Genomic DNA, 22,652 nt, shown 5'->3' on the forward strand with positions numbered 1-22,652 from the left:
GTCGAAAGCGTCACCAAACCGACTAGGCTGGGGCGTCGTCTCACTCATTGGACACTGATCAGGAGAGTGGCTGTAGTGACCACCGAACTGCGTCGTCTGCGCAACTACATCGGCGGAGAGTTCAAGGACGCGGCCGACGGGCGGACCACCGAGGTGGTCAACCCCGCTACCGGAGAGGTGTACGCCACCGCCCCGCTGTCCGGCCAGGCGGACGTCGACGCCGCCATGGCCGCCGCCGCTGCCGCGTTCCCGGGCTGGCGGGACACCACCCCCGCGGACCGCCAGAAGGCCCTGCTGAAGATCGCCGACGCCTTCGAGGCCCGCGCCGACGAGCTCGTCGCCGCGGAGTCCGAGAACACCGGTAAGCCCCTCGGTCTGACGGCCAGCGAAGAGCTGCCGCCCATGGTCGACCAGATCCGCTTCTTCGCCGGTGCCGCCCGGCTGCTCGAAGGCCGCTCGGCCGGCGAGTACATGGAGAACATGACCTCGATCGTCCGCCGCGAGCCGGTCGGAGTGTGTGCCCAGGTCGCACCCTGGAACTACCCCATGATGATGGCCGTGTGGAAGTTCGCGCCGGCCATCGCGGCCGGTAACACCGTGGTGCTCAAGCCGTCCGACACCACCCCCGCCTCCACCGTGCTGATGGCCGAGATCATCGACTCGGTCCTGCCCAAGGGCGTCTTCAACGTCATCTGCGGTGACCGTGAGACCGGCCGGGCCATGGTCGAACACGAAGTTCCGGCGATGGCCTCCATCACCGGTTCGGTACGCGCCGGCATGCAGGTCGCCGAGAGCGCCGCGAAGGACGTCAAGCGCGTCCACCTGGAGCTCGGCGGCAAGGCGCCGGTCGTGGTCTTCGAGGACGCCGACATCGCCAAGGCCGTCGAGGACATCGCGGTCGCGGGCTACTTCAACGCCGGTCAGGACTGCACGGCGGCAACCCGGGTGCTCGTCCACGAGTCGGTGCACGACGAGTTCGTCGCAGCCCTAGCCAAGGCCGCAACGGACACCAAGACCGGCCAGCCGGACGACGAGGACGTGCTGTACGGCCCGCTGAACAACCCCAACCAGCTCCAGCAGGTCGCGGGCTTCATCGAGCGCCTCCCCGCCCACGCCAAGGTCGAGGCCGGTGGTCACCAGGTAGGCGAGAAGGGCTACTTCTACGCTCCGACCGTCGTGTCCGGCCTCAAGCAGGACGACGAGATCATCCAGCACGAGGTCTTCGGTCCGGTCATCACCGTGCAGTCCTTCGCCGACGAGGCCCAGGCCCTCGCGTACGCCAACGGCGTGGAGTACGCCCTGGCCTCCTCGGTGTGGACCAAGGACCACGCCCGGGCGATGCGGATGTCCAAGAACCTCGACTTCGGCTGCGTGTGGATCAACACCCACATTCCGCTGGTCGCCGAGATGCCGCACGGCGGGTACAAGAAGTCCGGCTACGGCAAGGACCTCTCCGCCTACGGGTTCGAGGACTACACCCGGATCAAGCACGTCATGACCTCGCTGGGCTGACGCGACCCGCGGTGACGATGGCGCCGGTTCCGGTGCTGAGTTGAGCGGTCCCCGGGGCGGGCGGTAGACACTCTGTCTATTGTCCGCCCCGGCCCTTGCGCCCAGTCTTGGGGCCATGCCTGAACTCGGTAACCCCCGGGGGATCTCCCGGCGTGCGGCGCTGCGCGGACTCGGCGGACTCGGCGCGGTGAGCATGGTCGCCACCCTCACCGGCTGCGGTGTCCCCGCCGCCTACGTGGAACAGGGCAGTCGCAGCGCCCGGGACCGTTCCGCCGGTGAGCCCGTGGTGGACTTCGCCAACTGGCCCCTCTACATCGATACCGACGAGGAAGACGAGACGAAGCGTCCGACTCTCGCAGCCTTCACCGAGCGGACCGGAGTCAAGGTCCGCTACACCGAGGACATCAACGACAACGACGAGTTCTTCGGCAAGGTCAGTCCCGCCCTGATGAACCGCCAGGAGACTGGTCGGGATCTCATCGTGGTCAGCGACTGGATGGCCGCCCGCTTCATCCGGCTCGGCTGGGTGCAGAGCATGGACCGTCAGGGTCAACCGAACGTGGCCCGCTACCTCGACCCGCAGCTGTTGCGGCCGGCCTTCGACCAGGGCCGCCGCCAGAGCGTGCCCTGGCAGTGCGGGATCACCGGCATCGCCTACAACCGCAAGAAGCTGGGCCGAGAACTGAAGTCCACGGCGGACCTGTGGCGGCCCGAACTCGCCGGCAAGGTCACTCTGCTCTCCGGGCTGGACGAGGCCTTCGCCCTGTTGATGCAGGGCAACGGGACGGACGTGACCCGCTGGACCGAGGACGACTTCCACCGCGTCTGCGACCAGGTGCGACGCATGGTGGCCAAGAAGCACATCCGGCGTTTCACCGGCAACGACTACATCAAGGACCTCTCGACCGGCGACGTGCTGGCCTGCCAGGCCTACTCCGGTGACGTGGTCCAACTCCAGGCGGACAACCCCGACATCGAGTTCGTGGTGCCAGAGGAGGGCGGGGAGCTGTGGGCGGAGAGCCTGATGATCCCCAACCTCGCCAGACACAAGTCCAACGCGGAACGGCTCATCGACCACTACTACGATCCGGAGATCGCCGCGGAACTCGCCTCCTGGGTCAACTACGTCTGCCCCGTGCCGGCCGCCCGAGACGTCCTGGCCTCCTCCGGGGACGAGGAGACCGCCGCACTGGCCGAGGATCCGCTGATCTTCCCCGACGACGACATGCGCCGCCGGCTGGCCACCGCCCGGGACATCACCGCCGCAGAACGCGCCACGCTCGCCAAGGAGTGGAACGCGATCGTCGGCCTGTGACGTCCGGTGCTCCCGGCCCGGGGCGGGGGCTCATCCGCCTCGACCGCCCCGTACCGCATCCCGCTCCTTGACCAGAGCCGTCACCCGGTTGGTGGTCACCGAGTCGACGCCGGCGGCCAACAGTGCGCGCATGGTGCGTCGGGTGTCCGCGGTCCAGGCCGAAACCAGCAGTCCTTCCGCGTGCGTCTGGTGCACCAGTTCCCGACTGATCAGGCCGAAGCGGTAGTTGAGCCAGCGCGGGGCAAGCGCGCTGAGGAGCGACCGTCGAGGCGGACATGAGGTCGTCCAGGTGAGGGCGATCTCGGCGGTCGGATCGGCGGCGCGGACCGCGAGCATGGTGTTCGCGCCCGCGCAGTAGCAGACACGCTGATCGGCTCCGCAGGCCTGCACCGTGTCCACCACGGCCGCGGCGGTCGAGGCCGTCGCGCCGGGAAGATCGATCATGAAGCGGCCGGGGCAGGCTTCCAACGCCTCGTGCAGCGTCGGCACCTGCCCGCCCGTCAGGTCGCGAACGTCCCGCGCCGACAGCCCGTAGAGCGAGCGCTCCTTTCCCCAGAGCCGGCTGAGGTTGTCGTCGTGGAGCAGCACCGGCACCTTGTCGGTGGTCAAACGGACGTCGATCTCCACGGCGTCCGCGCCCTGGGCGAAGGCGTTGCGCAGCGAGGCCAGCGTGTTCTCCCGGGCCCGGTAGGGGTCACCGCGGTGGCCGACGACCTGAAGGCGGCGCTCGGAGCCGACGGCGGCGGGGTCGAGTACGGCGGGGTCTGTGTGCATGCCGCCATTGTGGTGGCCGGTCAGCCGCGCAGCCACGCCCGCGTGTACGTGTCGATCTCCGCCGCCAGCAGGGACTTGCCGGCCGGATCGAGGAAGGATGCCTCCACGGCGTTCTTGGCCAGCGCCGCCAGCCCGAGCTCGTCCAGTTCCAGCAGTCGCGCGGCCACCGCGTACTCGTTGTTGAGGTCACTGCCGAACATGGGCGGGTCGTCACTGTTGATGGTGACCAGCACACCGGCAGCCATCATCTCCTTGACGGGGTGCTCGTTGAGGTCGGTGACCGCGCGGGTGGCGATGTTGGAAGTCGGGCAGACCTCCAGGGCGATCCGGTGCTCCGCCAGGTGAGCCAGCAGCCGCGGGTCCTTGGTCGCGCTGGTTCCGTGGCCGACGCGCTCGGCTCCGAGATCGTTGAGCGCGTCCCAGATGGTCTGCGGCCCGGTCGTCTCGCCGGCGTGCGGCACGCTGTGCAGTCCGGCGGCGATGGCCCGGTCGAAGTACGGCTTGAACTGCGGACGCGGTACTCCTACCTCGGGGCCCCCGAGCCCGAAGGACACCAGGCCCTCGGGACGCAGGTCCACCGCCAGCCGCGCGGTTTCGGCCGCGGCCTCCAGCCCGGCCTCGCCCGGGATGTCGAAGCACCACCGCAGTACCACCCCGAGCTCGGCCTCGGCGGCCTTGCGGGCGTCCTCGATGGCGTCCATGAAGGCGACCTCGTCGATGCCTCGACGGGTGGAGCTGAAGGGGGTGATGGTCAGCTCGGCGTAGCGGATGTTCTGCCGGGCCATGTCACGGGCGACCTCGTAGGTCAACAGGCGGACGTCCTGCGGAGTACGGACCAGGTCCACCACCGACAGGTAGACCTCGATGAAGTGGGCGAAGTCGGTGAAGGTGAAGTAGTCCGCGAGTGCTTCGGGGTCGGTGGGGACCTTCGAGTCGGGGTGGCGGGCGGCGAGTTCGGCGACGATCCTGGGCGAGGCCGAGCCGACGTGGTGCACGTGCAGTTCCGCCTTGGGCAGCCCTGCGATGAAGGGCTGCAGGGGGTGCGGGGGCTGCTGGTCGGTCATGGGTCCTCCGGTACGGCGCAGGCGAGTCGAGTGGCGTTCATCGTAGGCATCCCGCCAAGGGGGTTGCCGCGGGCCGTAGCATGACCCGTACGAACAGGGGGCGGGGACATGTCAGAGAAGGGGCGTCCGGGAGGTCCGGATCCGGCCTCCCCGGGTGCGCGGGACCGCGATCCGTGGGAGCCGCCCGAGCGTCGCGCGCCGCAGCTCGGCGGAGACCCGGGCCGCGCCCCTCACCACCCTTTGACCCGTGCCCCCTCTCCGTCGGGGGACTTCGGCGCGTTCGCCGCGCCCCCCTACGTCCCGGGCGGTGGGCATCCACCGGCGAAATCCGCGGGGTACCACAACCATCCGGGCAACGGCCTCGGCACCGCGGCCCTGGTACTCGGCATCCTCTCGACGTGCAGCTTCTGCACCGGTGTCGGGGCCGTGGCCCTGGGGATCGCCGCAGTCGTGTGCGGAGTCCTGGCCAGGGCCAGGGTCAGACGCGCAGCCGCCAGCAATCCGGGACAGGCGCTGGCCGGGATCATCCTCGGTGCGCTCGGCTTCCTCCTGGGCGCAGTGATGTTGGTGTTGGTCGTCGTGGGCATCGGCTACGCGGGGCGGGGCGGTGGTACGGATGACGGGCCACCGCCTGCGGCGCCCCGCCCAGATGACCTCTTCCACGTCTCCTGGACCGCCGGCCGCACCGCCGACTGAGGGCTTCACCGCACGGCTGGGGCGCCATCCTCGCGCTCCACGGCCTCAGGCCGCCGCCCGCAGCTGCTCGCGGGCGCCCATGAGGGCGAAGCCGAGCAGGTTCAGTCCGCGCCAGCGGGCCGGATCGTGGGCCCTCTCGTCCGTGCTCGACAGGCCGATGCCCCAGATGCGGTCCCTGGGGCTTGCCTCCACCAGCACCCGGGAGCCGGTGGAGAGCAGGAAGGCCCGCAGGTTCGCGTCGGAGCCGAACTTGTGGACGTTGCCCTGGACGACCAGCGCGTACCGCTCGCGCCGCCATATCGACTCGTCGAAGCCGCGCACCAGGCGACCGGCCCGCTGGGCCTGTGCCGGGTGCGCGGCTTCCAGCGCCATCCGCTCGGCCCGTGCGTCCTCGAAGAGGCGGGCCTTGGCGGCCATCATCCAGTGCTCGGCGGTGGCGTACCGGACGTCACCGACGGTGAACGGGGATGGCCACCACTGGCTGAGGCAGCTGGCCCCGAGCCTTCCGTCCGGCCGGGGACGGTGGCCCCAGAAGTGCAGGTACTTCACGCTCGCCCCATGGCTGAGCCGTTCGATCAGTTCTGCGGACCGTTCCATGCACGCGAGTGTGGCAAGAACCACTGACACTCCGTACGGGATTTAGGGTCGGATGCGACACATGGTCGACCGATTCCGTCGCGTAATCAAAAGGCAACAACGGAATCACTTGGCGGGGGGCATCTCCTCTGTCAGGATCGGCACTCAATTCGAGCTTGAGCTACGGAGAGCGCGATGGGCAACCGCTTCCAGGTAAAGGACCGCTTCGCAGACGGTGCGCAGTACATCGGTGGGCGTCTGCGGCCGGGGAACTCGGGCGAGTCACACACCGTGGTCGACCCGGCCACCGGCGACGAGGTGCTGACCTACGAACTCGCCTCCACGGCGGATGTGGACGAGGCCGTCGCCGCGGCCAAAGCGGCCTTCCCGGCCTGGTCGGGTGCCACCCCGGGCGAGCGCTCCGACGCACTGCACCGCTTCGCCGCGGTGCTCGCCGAGCAGGCCGAGGACTTCGCGTACGCCGAGTCTCTTCAGTGCGGCAAGCCGATCAAGCTCAGCACCGAGTTCGACGTACCAGGCACCATCGACAACACGGCCTTCTTCGCGGGTGCCGCACGCCACCTCCAGGGTCAGGCGGCCGGTGAGTACTCCGGCGACCACACCTCGTACGTGCGCCGTGAGGCCATCGGCGTGATCGGCTCCATCGCGCCCTGGAACTACCCGCTGCAAATGGCCGCGTGGAAGGTCCTGCCGGCCATCGCCGCCGGCAACACCATCGTGCTCAAGCCTGCCGAGCTGACCCCGCTGACCTCGCTGATGTTTGCGCAGGCGGCCCAGGAGGCGGGCATTCCGGACGGCGTGATCAACATCGTCACCGGTGCCGGCCGGGTGGCGGGCGAGCACCTCGTCGGGCACCCGGACGTGGTCATGACCTCCTTCACCGGCTCCACCGCGGTGGGCAAGCGGGTTGCGGAGATCGCCACCGCCACGGTCAAGCGGCTCCACCTCGAACTCGGCGGCAAGGCCCCCTTCCTCGTCTTCGACGACGCCGACCTGGAGGCCGCCGCGCACGGCGCGGTCGCCGCCTCCCTCATCAACACCGGACAGGACTGCACCGCCGCCACCCGCGCCTACGTGCAGCGCCCCGTGTACGAGGCCTTCGTCGCCAGGGTGGCCGAGCTGATGGAAACCGTCCGTCTGGGAGACCCCTTCGAACCGGCCACCGACCTCGGACCACTGGTCTCCCACGCGCAGCGCGACCGGGTCGCGGGCTTCGTGGAGCGGGCCCGCGGCTACGCCACCGTCGTCACCGGCGGCGAGATCCCCGGCGGCCCGCTCGCCGGTGGCGCCTACTACCGCCCCACCCTCATCGTGGACGCCCCGCAGGACAGCGAGGTCGTCCAGGCAGAGATCTTCGGGCCGGTCCTGGTGGTCCTGCCCTTCGACGGGGACGACGAGGGCCTGGAGCTGGCCAACGACACCCCCTACGGACTGGCCGCGTCCGCCTGGAGCCGGGACGTCTACCGGGCCTCCCGCGCCACCCGGGAGATGAAGGCCGGCTGTGTCTGGGTCAACGACCACATCCCGATCATCAGCGAGATGCCGCACGGCGGCTACAAGGCCAGCGGCTTCGGAAAGGACATGTCTGCCTACTCCTTCGAGGAGTACACGCAGATCAAGCACGTCATGTACGACAACACCGCGGTCGCCGCGAAGGACTGGCACCGCACGATCTTCGGGGACCGATAGGCGATCCGCCCGACCAGCGGACACGGACACGACACTCCCGAAAGGGCACAGCGCATGGACCAGTACGAGCCCGAACGCCTCTCGGCGCCCCAACTCGCCGCGATGCGACGCAGCCTGGAGAGCGGTCGCGGCGCCATGACCCGGCGCTCGCTGTTGCGGGCTTCCGGAGTCGGGGCGCTGACCCTCGGCGGTCTCGCCGCGCTCACCTCCTGCGGAATCCCGCCAGCCAAGCGGGAGGGCGACGCGGCCACGGCCTCGGATGACCACTCGGCCCGGGAGAAGGTGATCAACTTCTCCAACTGGACCGAGTACATGGACATCAGCGAAGACGAGAAGAGCCGCCCCACCCTGGCCGACTTCTCCAAGCGCACCGGCATCAAGGTCAAGTACACCGAGGACATCAACGACAACGTCGAGTTCTTCGGCAAGATCCGTCCCCAACTCGCCGCCGGCCAGGACACCGGCCGGGACCTGATCGTCGTCACCGACTGGCTCGCCGCCCGCATGATCCGCCTCGGCTGGGCGCAGAAGCTGGACGCCGCCCGCCTGCCGCACGCCTTCGCCAACCTCTCCGCACAGTTCCGGACCCCCGACTGGGACCCCGGCCGGGCCTACACGTACCCGTGGACCGGCATCTCCACGGTCATCGCGTACAACGTCAAGGCCACCCGCGGAAAGAAGGTCGACTCGGTCACCCAACTGCTGGACGACCCCTCACTCAAGGGCCGGGTCGGCTTCCTCACCGAGATGCGCGACACCGTCGGCATGACCCTTATCGACCAGGGCAAGAACCCCGGCGAGTTCACCGACGCCGACTTCGACGCCGCGCTGGGGCGGTTGCAGAAGGGCGTGGACCGAAAGCAGATCCGGCGCTTCACCGGCAACGACTACACCGCCGACCTGAACAAGGGCGACCTCGCCGCCTGCCTGGCCTGGGCCGGCGACGTCATCCAACTCCAGGCCGACAACCCGAACATCAGGTTCGCGATCCCGCCGGCCGGCTACATCACCTCCAGCGACAACCTGCTGGTCCCCGCGGGCGCCCGGCACAAGAGCAACGCCGAGCAGCTCATCGACTACTACTACGAGCCGCCGGTCGCCGCCCAGCTGGCCGCCTACATCAACTACGTGTGCCCCGTCGAAGGGGTCAAGGACGAGCTCGCCAAGATCGATCCGGAGCTCGCCAACAACACCCTGATCCTCCCGGACAAGGCCATGGCGGCGAAGTCGCATGCCTTCCGCTCGCTCAGCAGCGAGGAAGAGACGGCGTACGAGGAGAAGTTCGCCAAGCTCATCGGCGCCTGACCGGCACCGAACCCCGCGCCCCCTCCCGCCCCCTCACCACCCAAGGCCGCGACCATGACTGAAAAGACCGCGGGCGGCGATGTCCGCCTCACCGGGATCAGCAAGCACTACGGCTCCTTCACCGCCGTCCACCCGCTGGACCTGACCATTCCGCAGGGCTCCTTCTTCGCGTTGCTCGGCGCTTCCGGCTGCGGCAAGACCACGACCCTGCGCATGATCGCCGGACTGGAGGACCCCAGCACCGGTACCGTCCACCTGGGCGACCGCGAGGTCACCGGCCTGCCGCCGTACAAGAGGCCCGTCAACACCGTCTTCCAGAGCTACGCGCTCTTCCCCCACCTCGACATCTTCGAGAACGTCTCCTTCGGCCTGCGTCGGCGCGGCGTGAAGTCGGTGAAGAAGCAGGTGGACGAGATGCTCGAACTCGTCGAACTCGGCCAGTTCGCCCGACGCAAACCGCATCAGCTCTCCGGCGGCCAGCAGCAGCGTGTGGCCGTGGCCCGTGCGCTGATCAACCACCCTCAGGTGCTCCTCCTCGACGAACCGCTCGGCGCGCTCGACCTCAAGCTGCGCCGCCAGATGCAGCTGGAGCTCAAACGGATCCAGACCGAGGTGGGCATCACCTTCGTGCACGTCACCCACGACCAGGAGGAGGCCATGACCATGGCCGACACGGTCGCGGTGATGAACGGCGGCCGGGTCGAGCAGTTGGGTGCGCCGGCCGAGCTGTACGAGAACCCGCGCACCACGTTCGTCGCCAACTTCCTGGGGACCTCCAACCTCATCCAGGCCACCGTTGAGCAGGCCGCCGGCGGTGAGGTGCAGGTCACCTCCGCCGGCACCAAGCTCAGCCTGCCGGCAGAGCGCTGCTCCACCACGCCGCGGGCCGGCGGCGACCTGCTGGTCGGTGTGCGTCCGGAGAAGATCTCCCTGGTCCACGTCGAGGACGCGGACACCATCCCCACGGGCCGCAACCGGGTCACCGGCCGGATCGCCGCATCCTCCTTCATCGGCGTCTCCACCCAGTTCGTCGTGGACAGCCCCGTCTGCGAGGAACTGGAGGTGTACGTACAGAACGTCGAGCGGGACGTCCGGCTCAGGCCGGGCGCCGAAGTCGTCCTGCACTGGAACCCGGCGCACACCTTCGGACTCGACGCGGCCCAGGACATCGACGCCGGCGTGGAGAGCGTCGAGGTGGACGCATGACCCTGACCGAAACTCCCGCGCCCACGGTCCCCGCCGAACAACCGGTGGTGCACCGTCCGTCCGTACGGCGCCGTTTGGTGCCCTACTGGCTGTTGCTGCCCGGCATCCTGTGGCTGCTGGTCTTCTTCGTGCTGCCGATGATCTACCAGGCCTCCACTTCGGTGCAGACCGGTTCCCTCGAAGAGGGCTTCAAGGTCACCTGGCACTTCCAGACCTACTGGGACGCGCTGACCGAGTACTACCCGCAGTTCCTGCGCTCGCTCCTCTACGCGGGCACCGCCACCTTGTTGTGCCTGCTTCTCGGCTACCCGCTGGCCTACCTGATCGCCTTCAAGGCCGGTCGCTGGCGGAACCTGCTGCTGATCCTGGTCATCGCGCCGTTCTTCACCAGCTTCCTGATCCGAACCCTGGCCTGGAAGACGATCCTTGCGGACGGCGGGCCGGTGGTGGAGGTGCTCAACACCCTCCACGTCCTCGACGTCACCAGCTGGATCGGCATGACCGAGGGCAACCGGGTGTTGGCCACGCCGCTCGCGGTGGTCACCGGTCTGACGTACAACTTCCTCCCGTTCATGATCCTTCCGCTGTACACCTCCCTGGAACGGATAGACACCCGGCTCCACGAGGCCGCCGGTGACCTGTACGCGAAGCCGATCACCACCTTCCGCAAGGTCACCTTCCCGCTCTCGATGCCCGGTGTGGTCTCCGGGACCCTGCTCACCTTCATCCCCGCGAGCGGTGACTACGTGAACGCCGAGCTGCTGGGCTCCACGGACACCCGGATGATCGGCAGCGTCATCCAATCGCAGTACCTGCGGATCCTCGACTACCCGACGGCCGCCGCGCTTTCCTTCATCCTGATGGCCATCGTGCTGATCATGGTGACCGTATATATCCGCCGGGCAGGAACGGAGGACCTGGTCTGATGAGTGCGATCTCCACCGGCGTGCACTGGCTACGCCGCAACCTGGTCGTCATCGCGGGCCTCATCACGCTCGCGTACCTGATCCTGCCGAACGTCGTCGTGACGGTGTTCTCCTTCAACAACCCCACCGGGCGCTTCAACTACACCTGGCAGGAGTTCTCGCTGGACGCCTGGAAGGACCCGTGTGGCGTCGCCGACCTGTGCGGCTCGCTCTCGCTGTCCCTCCAGATCGCCTTCTGGGCCACTCTCGGAGCGACCGTGCTCGGCGCGATGATCGCCTTCGCCTTGGTGCGTTACCGCTTCAGGGCGCGCGGGGCGGTCAACTCCCTGATCTTCCTGCCCATGGCCATGCCGGAGATCGTGATGGCGGCTTCGCTGCTCGCGCTCTTCCTGAACATGGGCGTCAAGCTGGGCTTTTGGACCATCCTGATCGCCCACATCATGTTCTGCCTCAGTTTCGTGGTGGCCGCGGTGAAGGCGCGCGTGCTCTCCATGGACCCGAGGCTGGAGGAGGCGGCCCGCGACCTGTACGCCGGCCCGCTCCAGACCTTCCTACGGGTGACCCTGCCGATCGCCGCTCCCGGCATCGCCGCCGGTGCGCTGCTGTCCTTCGCGCTGTCCTTCGACGACTTCATCATCACGAACTTCAACTCGGGCAACACCGTCACCTTCCCCATGTTCGTGTGGGGCTCCGCCCAGCGCGGTACTCCGGTGCAGATCAACGTCATCGGCACGGCCATGTTCGTCATCGCGGTGCTGGTGGTCCTGACCGGTCAGATCGTCACCAGCCGGCGGAAGAAGTCCCAGCACAGCTGAACCAGTACGTCTGCAATTCCTGAAGGAGTTGGAAACCATGGCCCCAGGCGCCATGCGTACCGCTGCACAGTCCCTTTCCGAAGCGCTTCCCCGGTCGTACTGGCTGGACGACCCGGGCAAACCCGCCCCGCAGCCCGCCCTCACCGGTGACGAGAGCTGCGACCTGCTGGTCGTGGGTGGCGGCTACAGCGGCCTGTGGACCGCGCTGCTGGCCAAGGAGCGTGACCCCGACCGGGACGTCGTACTCATCGAGGGCCAGGAGGCGGGCTGGGCCGCCTCCGGCCGCAACGGCGGATTCTGCGCCGCCTCCCTCACCCACGGGCTATCCAACGGACTGTCCCGCTGGCCCGGGGAACTGGCGAAGCTGGAGGAACTCGGCAGCCGCAACCTGGACGCCATCGAGGAGGCGGTGGCCCGTTACGACATCGACTGCGATTTCGAACGCACCGGCGAGATCGACGTGGCCACCGAGCCGCACCAGGTGGCGGAGCTGAAGGAGCTCCACGCAGAAGCCGAACGGCTCGGGTTCACCGGCTCACAGTGGCTGGACCAGGACCAGGTGCGTGCCGAAGTCGACTCGCCGACCTTCCTCGGCGGCCTCTGGGACCGTGAGGGCGTCGCGATGCTCCACCCCGCCAAGCTCGCCTGGGGTCTCAAGCGTGCCTGCCTCGGGCTCGGGGTGCGGATCTATGAGCACACCGAGGGCCTCGACCTGGGTTCCTCCGGCGCGGGCATGGCGGTCCGCACGCCCTACGGCCGGATCTTCGCCCGCCAGGTGGCGCTCGGCACCAACATCTTCCCGTCGCTGGTCAAACGGGTGCGCGCGTACACCGTCCCGGTCTACGACTACGCCTTGATGACCGAGCCGCTCACGGACGCACAACTGGCGTCCATCGGCTGGAAACGGCGTCAGGGGCTGGGGGACAGCGCCAACCAGTTCCACTACTTCCGGATCACCGCGGACCAGCGCATCCTGTGGGGCGGCTACGACGCGATCTACCCCTACGGCGGCAGGCTCGCCGCCGAGTACGACCACCGCCCCGAGACCTACCTCAAGCTCGCCGAGCACTTCTTCACCTGCTTCCCGCAGCTGGCGGGGCTGCGCTTCACTCACGCCTGGGGCGGGGCGATCGACACCTGCTCGCGGTTCTCCGCGTTCTTCGGCACCGCGCACTCCGGCAAGGTCGCCTACGCCGCCGGCTTCACGGGGCTCGGCGTCGGCGCCACCCGCTTCGGCGGGGAGGTGATGCTGGACCTGCTTGCCGGGGAGCGAACCGAGCGCACCGAACTGGAGATGGTGCGCAGCAAGCCGATGCCGTTCCCTCCCGAGCCGCTGGCCTGGACCGGTATCTCCCTGACCAAGTGGTCGCTGGCCCGGGCCGATGACCGCGGTGGTCGGCGCAACCTGTGGCTGCGGACCCTGGACCGATTCGGCCTGGGTTTCGACAGCTGAGACGGGCGAGGTGACGGGTGCGCCCCTGGGTTCCGGGGGCGCACCCGGTGGCGTCGGTGTGACCCCTCTCACCCCGTCCGTCGGGTGAACCCGCGTCATCCGCGAGAGCTTTCGCGCTCTTCTTCGATGAGACCGCGCCGTGGGCGTGGCCGCGTGGAAGGGACTTTCGGCGATGGTCGGTTCGGGATCGATGACTGCGGTGGAGTGGCTGGTGTCGGTGGCCCCGGACCCGCTGGCCTGTCGGCGGGAATGGGAGCGTAACCCGCTCGGGGTGGCACTACTGCCCGCCGGTCTGGCCTGGGACGTGTTGATACTGCCCGGCGCTCTGGGGCGTGCCACCTTGCGGGTGCTGTTGATGACCGCTCAGCCCGGGCCGGTGCTCGCGGACTTCGGGGCGTCCCGCACGGGATTCTTCGTTCCGCCGGGGACGGCCGTCCGCTGGATGGGTACCGGAGTGCGGGGCATCGGTACCGGGAGCTGGGTCGTCGTGCCCTATCCGGGTCGGGAGACGGGCGGGGTGCGCTGGTTGGTACCTCCTGACGGGTCCGGCGCCCTCAACGACCCGGTGGCTTTGGAGCTTGCGATGCACGAGGCGGCGGGCGGCCAGCTGCCATAGGCATGACCGCCGAAGTCCGTTACGGCCAGAGCTACTTCGGTGGTGGAGCGAGGGGGCTTCGGCGTGCGGGGCCCTTGACACCGGGATTGGTCCGGACCAAGTTGAGGGTGCTCGGCACCCCTCGACCCCCCCCCACCACCGGAGGCAGTTGTGTCGTCCGTGCACACGCGTGCCCGCACCCGGATCCCAATCCTGTCCACGCTCCTGGCCGGAGCCCTCGCCCTGACTGGCCTCCTCGCGGCCGGTTCCACCGCCACCGCAGCCGACCCCGACCTCGCGCGCAACGGCGGATACGAAGCCGGCCTCGACGGCTGGAGCTGCAGTGCGTCCAGCGCAGTCGTCGTCGCCACCCCGGTGCACGGCGGCAACTCGGCGCTGGGGGCCACCCCGAGCGGTCAGGACCGCGCCCAGTGCAGCCAGCTCATCCAGGTCGAGCCGGACTCCTCCTACACGCTCAGCGCCTGGGTCCAAGGCGGCTACGTGTACCTGGGCGCCTCCGGCACCGGCACCACCGACGTCTCCACCTGGACCCCCGCGGCGGCCAGCTGGCAGCAGCTCAGCACCACCTTCCGGACCGGCCCCGCCACCACTTCGGTGACCGTCTACACCCACGGCTGGTACGGCCAGTCCGCCTACTTCGCCGATGACCTCACGCTCAGGGGCCCGGCCCCCGGCGGCGACCCCGATCAGCCGCCAACTGCTCCGACCGGCCTGACCGTGGTCTCCCGTGCCGCCACCTCGATCGGACTCAAGTGGCAGCCGGTCGAGGGCGCCACCACGTACCACCTCTACCGGGACGGGAGTAGAGCCCTCTCCGTAGAGGGCACCTCGGCCCAGATCGGCGCTTTGGAGCCCGAGACGAGCTACACCTTCCAGGTGAGCGCGGCCAATGCGGCGGGGGAGTCCGCCAGGAGCTCCGCCGTCACCGCCGTCACCACGGGCGGCAGCCCGCCCGGCGACGGTCTGCCGGTCCACGCCCTCGTCGGCTACCTCCACAGCAGTTTCACCAACGGCTCGGGCTACGTCCGCATGAGCGACGTCCCGGACTCCTGGGACGTAATCAACCTCGCCTTCGGTGAGCCGACCTCGGTCACCTCCGGGGACATCCGCTTCAGCCCCTGCCCGGTGGCCAGTTGCCCGAACGCGGAATCGCCGGAGGAGTTCAAGGCGGCCATCAGGGCCAAGCGTGCCGCGGGCAAAAAGGTCCTCATCTCCATCGGCGGCCAGAACGGGCAGGTCCGCCTGACCACCACGGCCGCCCGCGATGCCTTCGTGTCCTCGGTCAGTCGGATCATCGACGAGTACGGACTCGACGGACTCGACGTCGACTTCGAGGGCCACTCGCTCTCCCTGGCCACCTCAGACGATGACTTCCGCAACCCCACCACCCCCGTGATCGTCAACCTCATTTCGGCGCTGAGGACCCTGAAAGCGAAGTACGGGGCCGGATTCGTGCTGACCATGGCGCCGGAGACCTTCTTCGTGCAGCTCGGCCACCAGTTCTACGGTTCGGGTCCGTGGGGCGGCCAGGACCCGCGTGCCGGTGCCTATCTCCCGGTCATCCACGCTCTGCGCGAGGACCTCACGCTGCTCCACGTCCAGGACTACAACTCCGGTCCGATCATGGGGCTGGACGGTCAGTACCACTCCATGGGGGGCGCGGACTTCCACATCGCGATGACGGACATGCTGCTCGCCGGCTTCCCGGTCGCAGGCAACAGCGCCCGCGTCTTCCCGCCGCTACGTCCCGAACAGGTGGCCATCGGCCTGCCGGCGACCACTCAGGCGGGCAACGGCCACACCTCGCCCGCCGAGGTGGTCAAGGCGCTGGACTGCCTGACCCGAGGGGCCGGCTGCGGTTCCTACCAGACCCACGGCACTTGGCCCGGCCTGCGAGGGCTGATGACCTGGTCGATCAACTGGGACCGCTTCGGCCACTGGGAAATCTCCCGGAACTTCGACTCCTACTTCGGCTGATCCCGGCGCACGGCCCAGCGCACAGGGGCCAGCAGCGCGATGCACAACAGGGCGCTGGCCAACACGTCCAGCGGCCAGTGGAACCCTCGCAACACCAGACCGATCGCCGTCGCCCCCGTGAGCAGCAAGGCGACGGCCATCGGCCAGCGCGTTGTGGTGTACGGGGCGAGCAGCAACGCGGTGCCGACGTAGGCCACGGCCGCCGTGGCGGTATGGCCGGAGGGGTAGTAGCCGGATGCCCAGGGCTCCAGTGGTCCGGGTCGGGCCGTCCACACCTTCAGTGGAACGACCAGGGCCGGTATGGCGGCCATGGCCAGCCCCGCGAAGAGCGGTGCCCGCCACCAGTTACGGAGGCCTCCCGTCCGGCCGCGCCAACCCGCGAAGACCAGCGCCGTGGCCAGGACGGGAACCGCGACCGTGATGTTGCCCAGGTCGCTGAGGCCCTCGGTGATCCGGTCGGGGACACCCTGGACCACAAGGCTGCTGAGCCGTGCGTCAGCCACCAGCAGGGGTCCGTTGTTGAGCACCTGCCAGGTGATCAGCCAGAAGGCGGCGAAGGAGGCGGAGAGCACCAGGGCGGCGGACGGCCTCCGAAAGACGGAGGCGGCCGGCCGTCCCGGAACGGGGGGGATGGTTCCGGGAGGGCCGGCCGGATCGGTGTGCCGCGCGCCCCGGGGGGTGTGGGGCGTGCGGCCGTCCGATCGGTGAGGAGTGCCGGAGCGGGGAGCTCCGGCGTGGTGCGCCGTGGCGCGCCCAGGTGGGAGCTGGGGAAGCTCCGGTCCTGGATCGTCCGCGGATTCCCGCGGACGGGGTGTTTCTCTCATCTGCCCACACCGTACGGCAGCGAAAGGGGGGCCGGCAGTAGGAAACCTCGCGCCGCCATCGCCCCCCCACAGCTTCTTCACAGGCCCTGACCGTTACCGGCGGTACCTACGTGTTACCGGTGGTACCTGCGGGCGGGCCGTCCCTCGCATCCCGACACGGGCGCGAGGACGGCCAAGGACCCGGCCCTGCCTCGTTCAGATGCCGGCAAACGCGTTCTCGATGATGTCCATGCCCTCGTTCAGCAGGTCCTCACCGATCACGATCGGAGGCAGGAAGCGCAGCACGTTGCCGTAGGTACCGCAGGTGAGCACCAGCAGTCCCTCCGCGTGGCAGGCCTTGGCCAGCGCACCGGCCGCCTCGGGGTTGGGCGTCTTCGAGGCGGGGTCCTTCACGAGCTCGATGGCGATCATGGCGCCGCGGCCACGGATATCGCCGATGATCTGGTACTTCTCCTGCATGGCGGCCAACCGGGTCTTCATGATCGACTCGATCTTCTTCGCCTTGGCGTTCAGGTCGAGCTCGCGCATCGTCTCGATGGAGCCCAGCGCACCGGCGCAGGCAACCGGGTTGCCACCGTAGGTGCCACCGAGGCCGCCCGAGTGCGGGGCGTCCATGATCTCGGCGCGACCGGTCACCGCCGCCAGCGGCAGACCGCCGGCGATGCCCTTCGCGGTGGTGATCAGGTCCGGGACGATGCCCTCGTCCTCACAGGCGAACCACTGGCCGGTACGGCAGAAGCCGGACTGGATCTCGTCGGCGACGAAGACGATGCCGTTCTCGTTGGCGAACTCGACGATCGCCGGCAGGAAGCCCTTCGCCGGCTCGATGAAGCCGCCCTCACCCAGTACCGGCTCGATGATGATCGCGGCGACGTTCTCCGCGCCGATCTGCTTGGTGATCTGGTCGATCGCCTGCGCGGCGGCCTCCGGGCCGCAGTTCTGCGCACCGGTGGGCCAGCGGTAGCCGTACGCGACCGGGACCCGGTAGACCTCCGGGGCGAACGGGCCGAAGCCCTGCTTGTACGGCATGTTCTTCGCCGTCAGCGCCATCGTCAGGTTGGTGCGGCCGTGGTAGCCGTGGTCGAAGACGACCACGGCCTGGCGCTTGGTGTAGGCGCGGGCGATCTTGACGGCGTTCTCGACCGCCTCGGCGCCCGAGTTGAACAGGGCCGACTTCTTGGCGTGGTCGCCCGGGGTCAGCTCGGCCAGCGCCTCACAGACCTCGACGTAGCCCTCGTAGGGCGTGACCATGAAGCAGGTGTGGGTGAAGTCGGCCAGTTGCGCGGAGGCGCGGCGGACCACGGCCTCGGCGGAGGCACCGACCGAGGTCACCGCGATGCCGGAGCCGAAGTCGATCAGCCGGTTGCCGTCCACGTCCTCGATGACGCCACCGTCCGCGCGGGCGGTGAAGACGGGCAGCACGGAGCCCACGCCGCCGGCGACCGTCTGCAGCCGGCGGGCCTGCAGTTCCTGCGACTTAGGGCCGGGGATGGCGGTGACGAGGCGGCGCTCCTGCGGGAGGGAGGTCATCGGGGGCTCCTGGATGTTTCGGACGCAACTGTGTCTTTCCCGCAGGCTAGGGCTGGCCGGTGGCCCACGGCATGCTCCGTTCGGGAGTGAACACCACGTGTCCTTGTCCGCGGCGGACATAGGCACGCCGAAACGGTGGCTGCCCGCCTACGGGCCGCACACCGCCGGCGGGCACTAGATTGAGCGCGAGCGGTACGGCAAAGGGGGCACGGGTCATGGACACCGAGGACACGAAGGACGCCACGGCGCCTCGCGCCGGACAACTGCCGCTACCACGGCCCCCGGTACCGCCGCCCCCCACGCACGCCCCCGCCAGCGGCCCCTCCATCACGGAATGGCTGCGCACACCGCGAAGTGCCGATGGGCCGGGAGTGTGGAGCTACGGGCACGCTCCGCGAGGCGCTGAGGAACCCGAGCGCACCCCCACCCGCCAACTCGTCAGCGGTGCGCTGATCTCCCTGCTCGCGGGTCTGCTCCTGTGGTCGCTGCTGTGGAACGGCTACCTCGGCCAGTTCTGGGTCTGGCCCCTCTACATGTTCACCCCCGACTCCTGGGTCGACCCCGAGCCCACGATGGCCGCCGTCGTCGCCTCCTACCTCTGGTACGCGCTGGTCATCGGCGCGCTGCTGTTCACTTTCGGTCGCCTGGGGCGCTGGCCGGAACTCGGCCGGCGCCTCGTCGCCCCCTTCACCGGAGCGGCAGCCGGTGCCAGGGCACAACCGGGGTCCGAACCGAGGAGAGAGGCGGATCCGGCAGCCTGGCCGCAACTGCGTGCCGCCGGCCTCGACGAACCCGCCGACCGGCTCGCCGCCGAGATCGGCGCCGGCCGGATGAACGACGTCGACTACGCCCGGATCCGCCGCGCCTGGCAGTCGGTACAGAGCGACCCCAGCCGACTCGCCGCCTTCGCCGAGGCGGTGCGGACCCGGGGCGCAGCTGCCTGCCTGCACCCGTCCGGCGCCCGTGACCTGCCGCTCCGGGCGGCCCGCCACGATCTCGCGGCCCGCCAGGTGCTCCTTGGCACCGTCGAGGCGAGCCCCCGCAACCCCTACCAGCGGCGTGGCACCGGACTCGCTCTCGACCCCGGTGTGCTGGGCACCTCGCTACTGGCGGTGGGCCCCTCCGGCGCGGGCAAGACCCGCAAGTTGGTGCGGCCCGTGGTGGAGTCCCTCGCCCTCCAAGCGCTCGCCGGGCAGGCCGCCGTCATCGCGGTGGGCGCCGCCGGCGCCCCGCTCGGTCCCGACGCGGCCTACGACGTGGTGATCCGCATCGGTGATCCCGACTCCGTCTACGACCTCGACCTCTACGGCGGGAGCAGTGATCCCGATGAGGTCGCCGCAGTCCTCGCGGAGGCCTTCGTCGGCCCGTTGCCCGGCGTGGACACCCGCCGGGGCGCCACGGTGCTGGCCCAGCTGATCGGTCCCTTCCGCACCGCGCACGGCCGCTTCCCGTCGGTCCCGGAGCTACGGGAACTCCTCGACGGTTCGGCCACGGCCCTGGGCGAGTTGCGTGCTCGACTGGAGGGGGCCGGGGAGCAGGCGATGTTGCGCGAGATCGATGCCCGGGCCCGCCAGCAACACGCCGCCGGCGATCTCGGTGCGCTCCTGGCCGACCGTGTCGCGCTCCTCGACCGGCCGGCCTTCGCCGGGTTCTTCGACACCAGCGGGCAGGGGCGGCCGTTCAGTCTGCGTACCCTCGAACACCCCTTGCGGGTCCGCATCGATCTGCCCGAACGCGGCCATGCGGATGCCTCCCGGATGCTGGCCCGCCTGGTGCTGGCCCAGTTCAACGCGAGCGCCGCGGCCCGCGCCGACCGTTCCTTGTTCGTGTGCCTGGTCCTCGACGACGCCTCGCACACCCTCACCGCCGAGACGGTTCGCGGGGTGCAGCGGTTGCGCTCCGCCCATGCCGGAGTCGTTCTGACCCTGCGCAGCCTGGAAGACGTCCCGGAGGAACTGCGTACACCGTTGCTGGGAGCCGTTGGCTGCCGGATGGCCTTCTCGGGGGTGACCACCTGGGACGGCAAGCGGTTCGCCGAGGCCTGGGGCACCGAATGGGTGGAGGCCCGCGACGTGACCAGCCGGACGGTCTTCGCGGACCAGCCGCTGACCCGGGCCATCCACTCCTTCCGGAAGCTGGTCACCGGAAAGGCGGTGACCACGGACGCAGTCACCGTCCGCCAGGTGGAGCGGGAGCGCTGGTCCGCCTCGGAGCTGGCGCACGCCGTTCCCGCCGGGTGCGCCGTGCTGTCGCTGACCTCGGTGCGCGGGGAGTACGTGGCGCCTCTCCTGGTCGAGCTGCGGGGCTGAGAAGCCGGGCCTGGGCGGTCCCCGCCCCCGCCGGTACGGCTGTCGACGATCCGTACGGGGTGGCAGAATCGAGCTGGGCCGTTCATACGGAACGGCGAAATCCGGGGCTGCCCCCATCCCCCGCCCGAACAGGTGCCCATGCCGCTCACCCTTGCCACGCTCGTCCAGCACTCGGCTCTCAAGCTCAAAGTCCGGGCCGGGGAGCGCCAGCTCGACACACCGGTCCGCTGGGCACACGTCAGTGAGCTCACCGACCCCGTGCCGTATATGGAGGGCGGCGAGCTGCTCCTGATCACGGCGATGAAGCTGGACGCCGAGGACCCGGCGGAGATGCGCCGCTACGTGCGGCGGCTCTGTGCCGCCGGAGTGGTCGGCATCGGTTTCGCCGTGGGAGTCAACTACGAGGACATCCCGCAGGCGCTGCTGGACGCGGCGCGCGAAGCGGACCTGCCGTTGCTGGAGGTGCCGCGACGCACGCCCTTCCTCGCCATATCCAAGGCCGTCTCGGCGGCCCTGGCGGCGGACCAGTACCGGGCCGTCACCGCCGGATTCGAGGCCCAACGGGAACTGACCCGTGCAGCCCTCTTCGCTGACGGGCCCGGCGAACTCCTGGCCAGACTGGCCGCGCACGTGCACGGCTGGGCAGCGCTCTACGACGCCTCCGGAGCGGTCGTGGCCGCCGCACCGGACTGGGCGGCGCGCCGGGCCGCCCGGCTCACCCCCGACGTGGAGCGCCTCCGGGACCGGCCCACCCCGGCCACCGCCGTGGTGGGAGGCTCCGAGGACCGGGTGGAACTCCAGTCCCTGGGGACCGGCCGGCGATCACGCGGCGCGCTCGCCGTCGGCACCGGAGCACCCCTGGGCACCGCCGAGCGGTACGCGGTGCACTCCGCCATCGCGCTGCTGACCTTGACCACGGAGCGGTCCCGCTCGCTGCGGGACGCCGAATCCCGGCTGGGCTCGGCAGTCCTGCGGATGCTCCTCGACGGCGAGGCAGAACATGCCGAGGCGGTCGCGGGCGAGCTGTACGGCTCCCTGCTTCGCAACCGGGTCCGCCTGGTCATCGCCGAACCCACGGCTTCGGGCGCGCCCCCCACGGCACCCGCACCGCAGGAGGCCGCCGCCGGGCAGCGCACCGCTCCCGGGCGCCCCGGCGGGCGCTCCGGGCGATCCGGCCCCGCGGTTACGGCGCCCGGTCCGGACCCGGCGGTCGCCACGGGAGGCGACCACAAGGCCCGGGCCGCGCCCGAAGCCCTGGGGCAACTGGTCGACGCCATGGAGTCGGCCGCCGCGCGCACCGGCGAGTCGGTCCTACTGGTCGTCGAGGAGGAGCGCCTGATCGCCCTCGTGGCGGACGAGGGCGCCGCGATCGATGCCTGTCTGACACACGCACGTGCGACGGAGTCACGCCAAGGCGCGTCCTTCGCCCGCCACGGTCCCGCAGCCACCGGCCCGGCCCCCGAGGAGCTGGTGATCGGTCTGTCCGCCCCGGCCGACCCGGTGGCCGCGGGCATCGCCCGGCGGCAGGCGGAACAGTCGCTCGCCGTCGCCCGCCGCCGGGGCCGCACTTTGGTGGAGCACGAGGAGTTGGCCGCCGGTTCCGTGCTGCCGCTGCTCGCCGACGACGCCGTCCGGGCCTTCGCCGACGGGATGCTGCGCTCCCTGCGCGAACACGACGCCACCGGCCGCGGTGACCTGATCGCCTCCCTCCAGGCCTGGCTGTCCCGCCACGGCCAGTGGGACGCGGCTGCGGGTGACCTCGGCGTGCACCGGCACACCCTCCGGTACCGGATGCGGCGGGTCGAGGAGATCCTGGGGCGTTCGCTGGACGACCCGGACGTACGCATGGAGCTCTGGCTGGCGCTCAAGGCGAGCCCGGGGCCCGAATAGGACGCGCAGGCGCGCACAGGACTCCGGCGCGGCCGAACCACAGGTTCGGCCAGGGCGCAGGTGACAAAGAGGCGAACCAGTACCCCCGGGCGCTCCACCCCGGACAAACGCCGAACTCCCTCCGCCGCCCTACGGTGGAGGAAACAGGACCACC

The 22,652-nt window shown here is 69.8% G+C and carries 18 protein-coding genes; 13 read left to right on the forward strand and 5 right to left on the reverse strand.

Annotated elements, in window-relative coordinates; translation table 11 throughout:
- Positions 1-75: 75 nt before the first annotated feature.
- Together ACFYMC_RS12645 and ACFYMC_RS12650 are read left to right on the forward strand one after the other, a co-directional pair.
- On the forward strand, positions 76-1,512 hold the full coding sequence (locus ACFYMC_RS12645) for a gamma-aminobutyraldehyde dehydrogenase (RefSeq protein WP_388522953.1): 1,437 nt from the start codon (positions 76-78) through the stop codon (positions 1,510-1,512).
- A 115-nt stretch (positions 1,513-1,627) separates the two neighbouring features.
- The gene (locus tag ACFYMC_RS12650) at positions 1,628-2,827 is read left to right on the forward strand and encodes a spermidine/putrescine ABC transporter substrate-binding protein (RefSeq protein WP_388522956.1); all 1,200 of its coding nucleotides are present in this window, start codon (positions 1,628-1,630) and stop codon (positions 2,825-2,827) included.
- A gap of 30 nt (positions 2,828-2,857) precedes the next feature.
- Here ACFYMC_RS12650 and ACFYMC_RS12655 read toward each other — a convergent pair whose 3' ends face one another.
- The gene (locus tag ACFYMC_RS12655) at positions 2,858-3,601 is read right to left on the reverse strand and encodes a glycerophosphodiester phosphodiesterase (RefSeq protein WP_388522959.1); all 744 of its coding nucleotides are present in this window, start codon (positions 3,599-3,601) and stop codon (positions 2,858-2,860) included.
- 20 nt (positions 3,602-3,621) lie between these two features.
- Entirely contained in the window at positions 3,622-4,665 is a 1,044-nt protein-coding gene (locus ACFYMC_RS12660; protein ID WP_388522962.1) for an adenosine deaminase, read from the reverse strand.
- 108 nt (positions 4,666-4,773) lie between these two features.
- On the opposite strand from ACFYMC_RS12660, the gene ACFYMC_RS12665 reads away from it, so the two are divergent.
- Positions 4,774-5,361 carry a DUF4190 domain-containing protein gene (locus tag ACFYMC_RS12665; protein ID WP_388522965.1) on the forward strand — a complete coding sequence of 196 codons (588 nt, stop codon included), beginning with the start codon at positions 4,774-4,776 and terminating at the stop codon, positions 5,359-5,361.
- A gap of 45 nt (positions 5,362-5,406) precedes the next feature.
- Here the strand turns inward: ACFYMC_RS12665 and ACFYMC_RS12670 are convergent, their stop codons facing one another.
- Positions 5,407-5,958: an NADAR family protein gene (locus ACFYMC_RS12670; RefSeq protein WP_388522967.1), complete on the reverse strand. Its 552-nt coding sequence runs from the start codon at positions 5,956-5,958 to the stop codon at positions 5,407-5,409.
- Between the two features lie 174 nt (positions 5,959-6,132).
- On the opposite strand from ACFYMC_RS12670, the gene ACFYMC_RS12675 reads away from it, so the two are divergent.
- From ACFYMC_RS12675 to ACFYMC_RS12710, 8 genes are all read left to right on the forward strand, one after another.
- Positions 6,133-7,647 (forward strand): gamma-aminobutyraldehyde dehydrogenase, encoded by a 1,515-nt coding sequence (locus tag ACFYMC_RS12675; RefSeq protein WP_388522970.1) that lies wholly within the window; start codon positions 6,133-6,135, stop codon positions 7,645-7,647.
- A gap of 54 nt (positions 7,648-7,701) precedes the next feature.
- The gene (locus ACFYMC_RS12680; protein ID WP_388522973.1) at positions 7,702-8,952 is read left to right on the forward strand and encodes a PotD/PotF family extracellular solute-binding protein; all 1,251 of its coding nucleotides are present in this window, start codon (positions 7,702-7,704) and stop codon (positions 8,950-8,952) included.
- 54 nt (positions 8,953-9,006) lie between these two features.
- Positions 9,007-10,158, forward strand: coding sequence for an ABC transporter ATP-binding protein (locus ACFYMC_RS12685; RefSeq protein ID WP_388522976.1), 1,152 nt, complete (start codon positions 9,007-9,009; stop codon positions 10,156-10,158).
- Complete coding sequence (locus ACFYMC_RS12690; protein WP_388522979.1) at positions 10,155-11,084, forward strand: ABC transporter permease; 930 nt, start codon at positions 10,155-10,157, stop codon at positions 11,082-11,084. The genes ACFYMC_RS12685 and ACFYMC_RS12690 overlap by 4 nt, the downstream gene beginning before the upstream one ends.
- Positions 11,084-11,899, forward strand: coding sequence for an ABC transporter permease (locus ACFYMC_RS12695; RefSeq protein WP_388522981.1), 816 nt, complete (start codon positions 11,084-11,086; stop codon positions 11,897-11,899). Before ACFYMC_RS12690 ends, ACFYMC_RS12695 begins: the two co-directional genes overlap by 1 nt.
- Positions 11,900-11,936: 37 nt before the next feature.
- Positions 11,937-13,352, forward strand: coding sequence for an NAD(P)/FAD-dependent oxidoreductase (locus ACFYMC_RS12700; RefSeq protein ID WP_388522984.1), 1,416 nt, complete (start codon positions 11,937-11,939; stop codon positions 13,350-13,352).
- A 172-nt stretch (positions 13,353-13,524) separates the two neighbouring features.
- Positions 13,525-13,968, forward strand: coding sequence for a hypothetical protein (locus ACFYMC_RS12705; RefSeq protein ID WP_388523092.1), 444 nt, complete (start codon positions 13,525-13,527; stop codon positions 13,966-13,968).
- Positions 13,969-14,127: 159 nt separating this feature from the next.
- Entirely contained in the window at positions 14,128-15,945 is a 1,818-nt protein-coding gene (locus ACFYMC_RS12710; protein WP_388523095.1) for a chitinase, read from the forward strand.
- On the opposite strand, the gene ACFYMC_RS12715 is transcribed toward ACFYMC_RS12710, so the two are convergent.
- The gene (locus tag ACFYMC_RS12715) at positions 15,933-16,517 is read right to left on the reverse strand and encodes a phosphatase PAP2 family protein (RefSeq protein WP_388522987.1); all 585 of its coding nucleotides are present in this window, start codon (positions 16,515-16,517) and stop codon (positions 15,933-15,935) included. The two genes, ACFYMC_RS12710 and ACFYMC_RS12715, sit on opposite strands and share 13 nt — an antisense overlap.
- Positions 16,518-16,964: 447 nt before the next feature.
- A complete protein-coding gene (gene gabT, locus ACFYMC_RS12720) occupies positions 16,965-18,299 on the reverse strand; it encodes a 4-aminobutyrate--2-oxoglutarate transaminase (RefSeq protein ID WP_388522990.1) in 1,335 nt (444 codons plus the stop codon).
- Between the two features lie 215 nt (positions 18,300-18,514).
- Here gabT and ACFYMC_RS12725 point away from each other — a divergent pair, with 215 nt between their 5' ends.
- Positions 18,515-20,608 carry an ATP-binding protein gene (locus ACFYMC_RS12725; protein ID WP_388522993.1) on the forward strand — a complete coding sequence of 698 codons (2,094 nt, stop codon included), beginning with the start codon at positions 18,515-18,517 and terminating at the stop codon, positions 20,606-20,608.
- A 138-nt stretch (positions 20,609-20,746) separates the two neighbouring features.
- On the forward strand, positions 20,747-22,498 hold the full coding sequence (locus tag ACFYMC_RS12730) for a PucR family transcriptional regulator (RefSeq protein WP_388522995.1): 1,752 nt from the start codon (positions 20,747-20,749) through the stop codon (positions 22,496-22,498).
- Positions 22,499-22,652: the final 154 nt, after the last annotated feature.

Source organism: Streptomyces sp. NPDC006879, assembly GCF_042869595.1.
Lineage (GTDB): Bacteria > Actinomycetota > Actinomycetes > Streptomycetales > Streptomycetaceae > Streptomyces.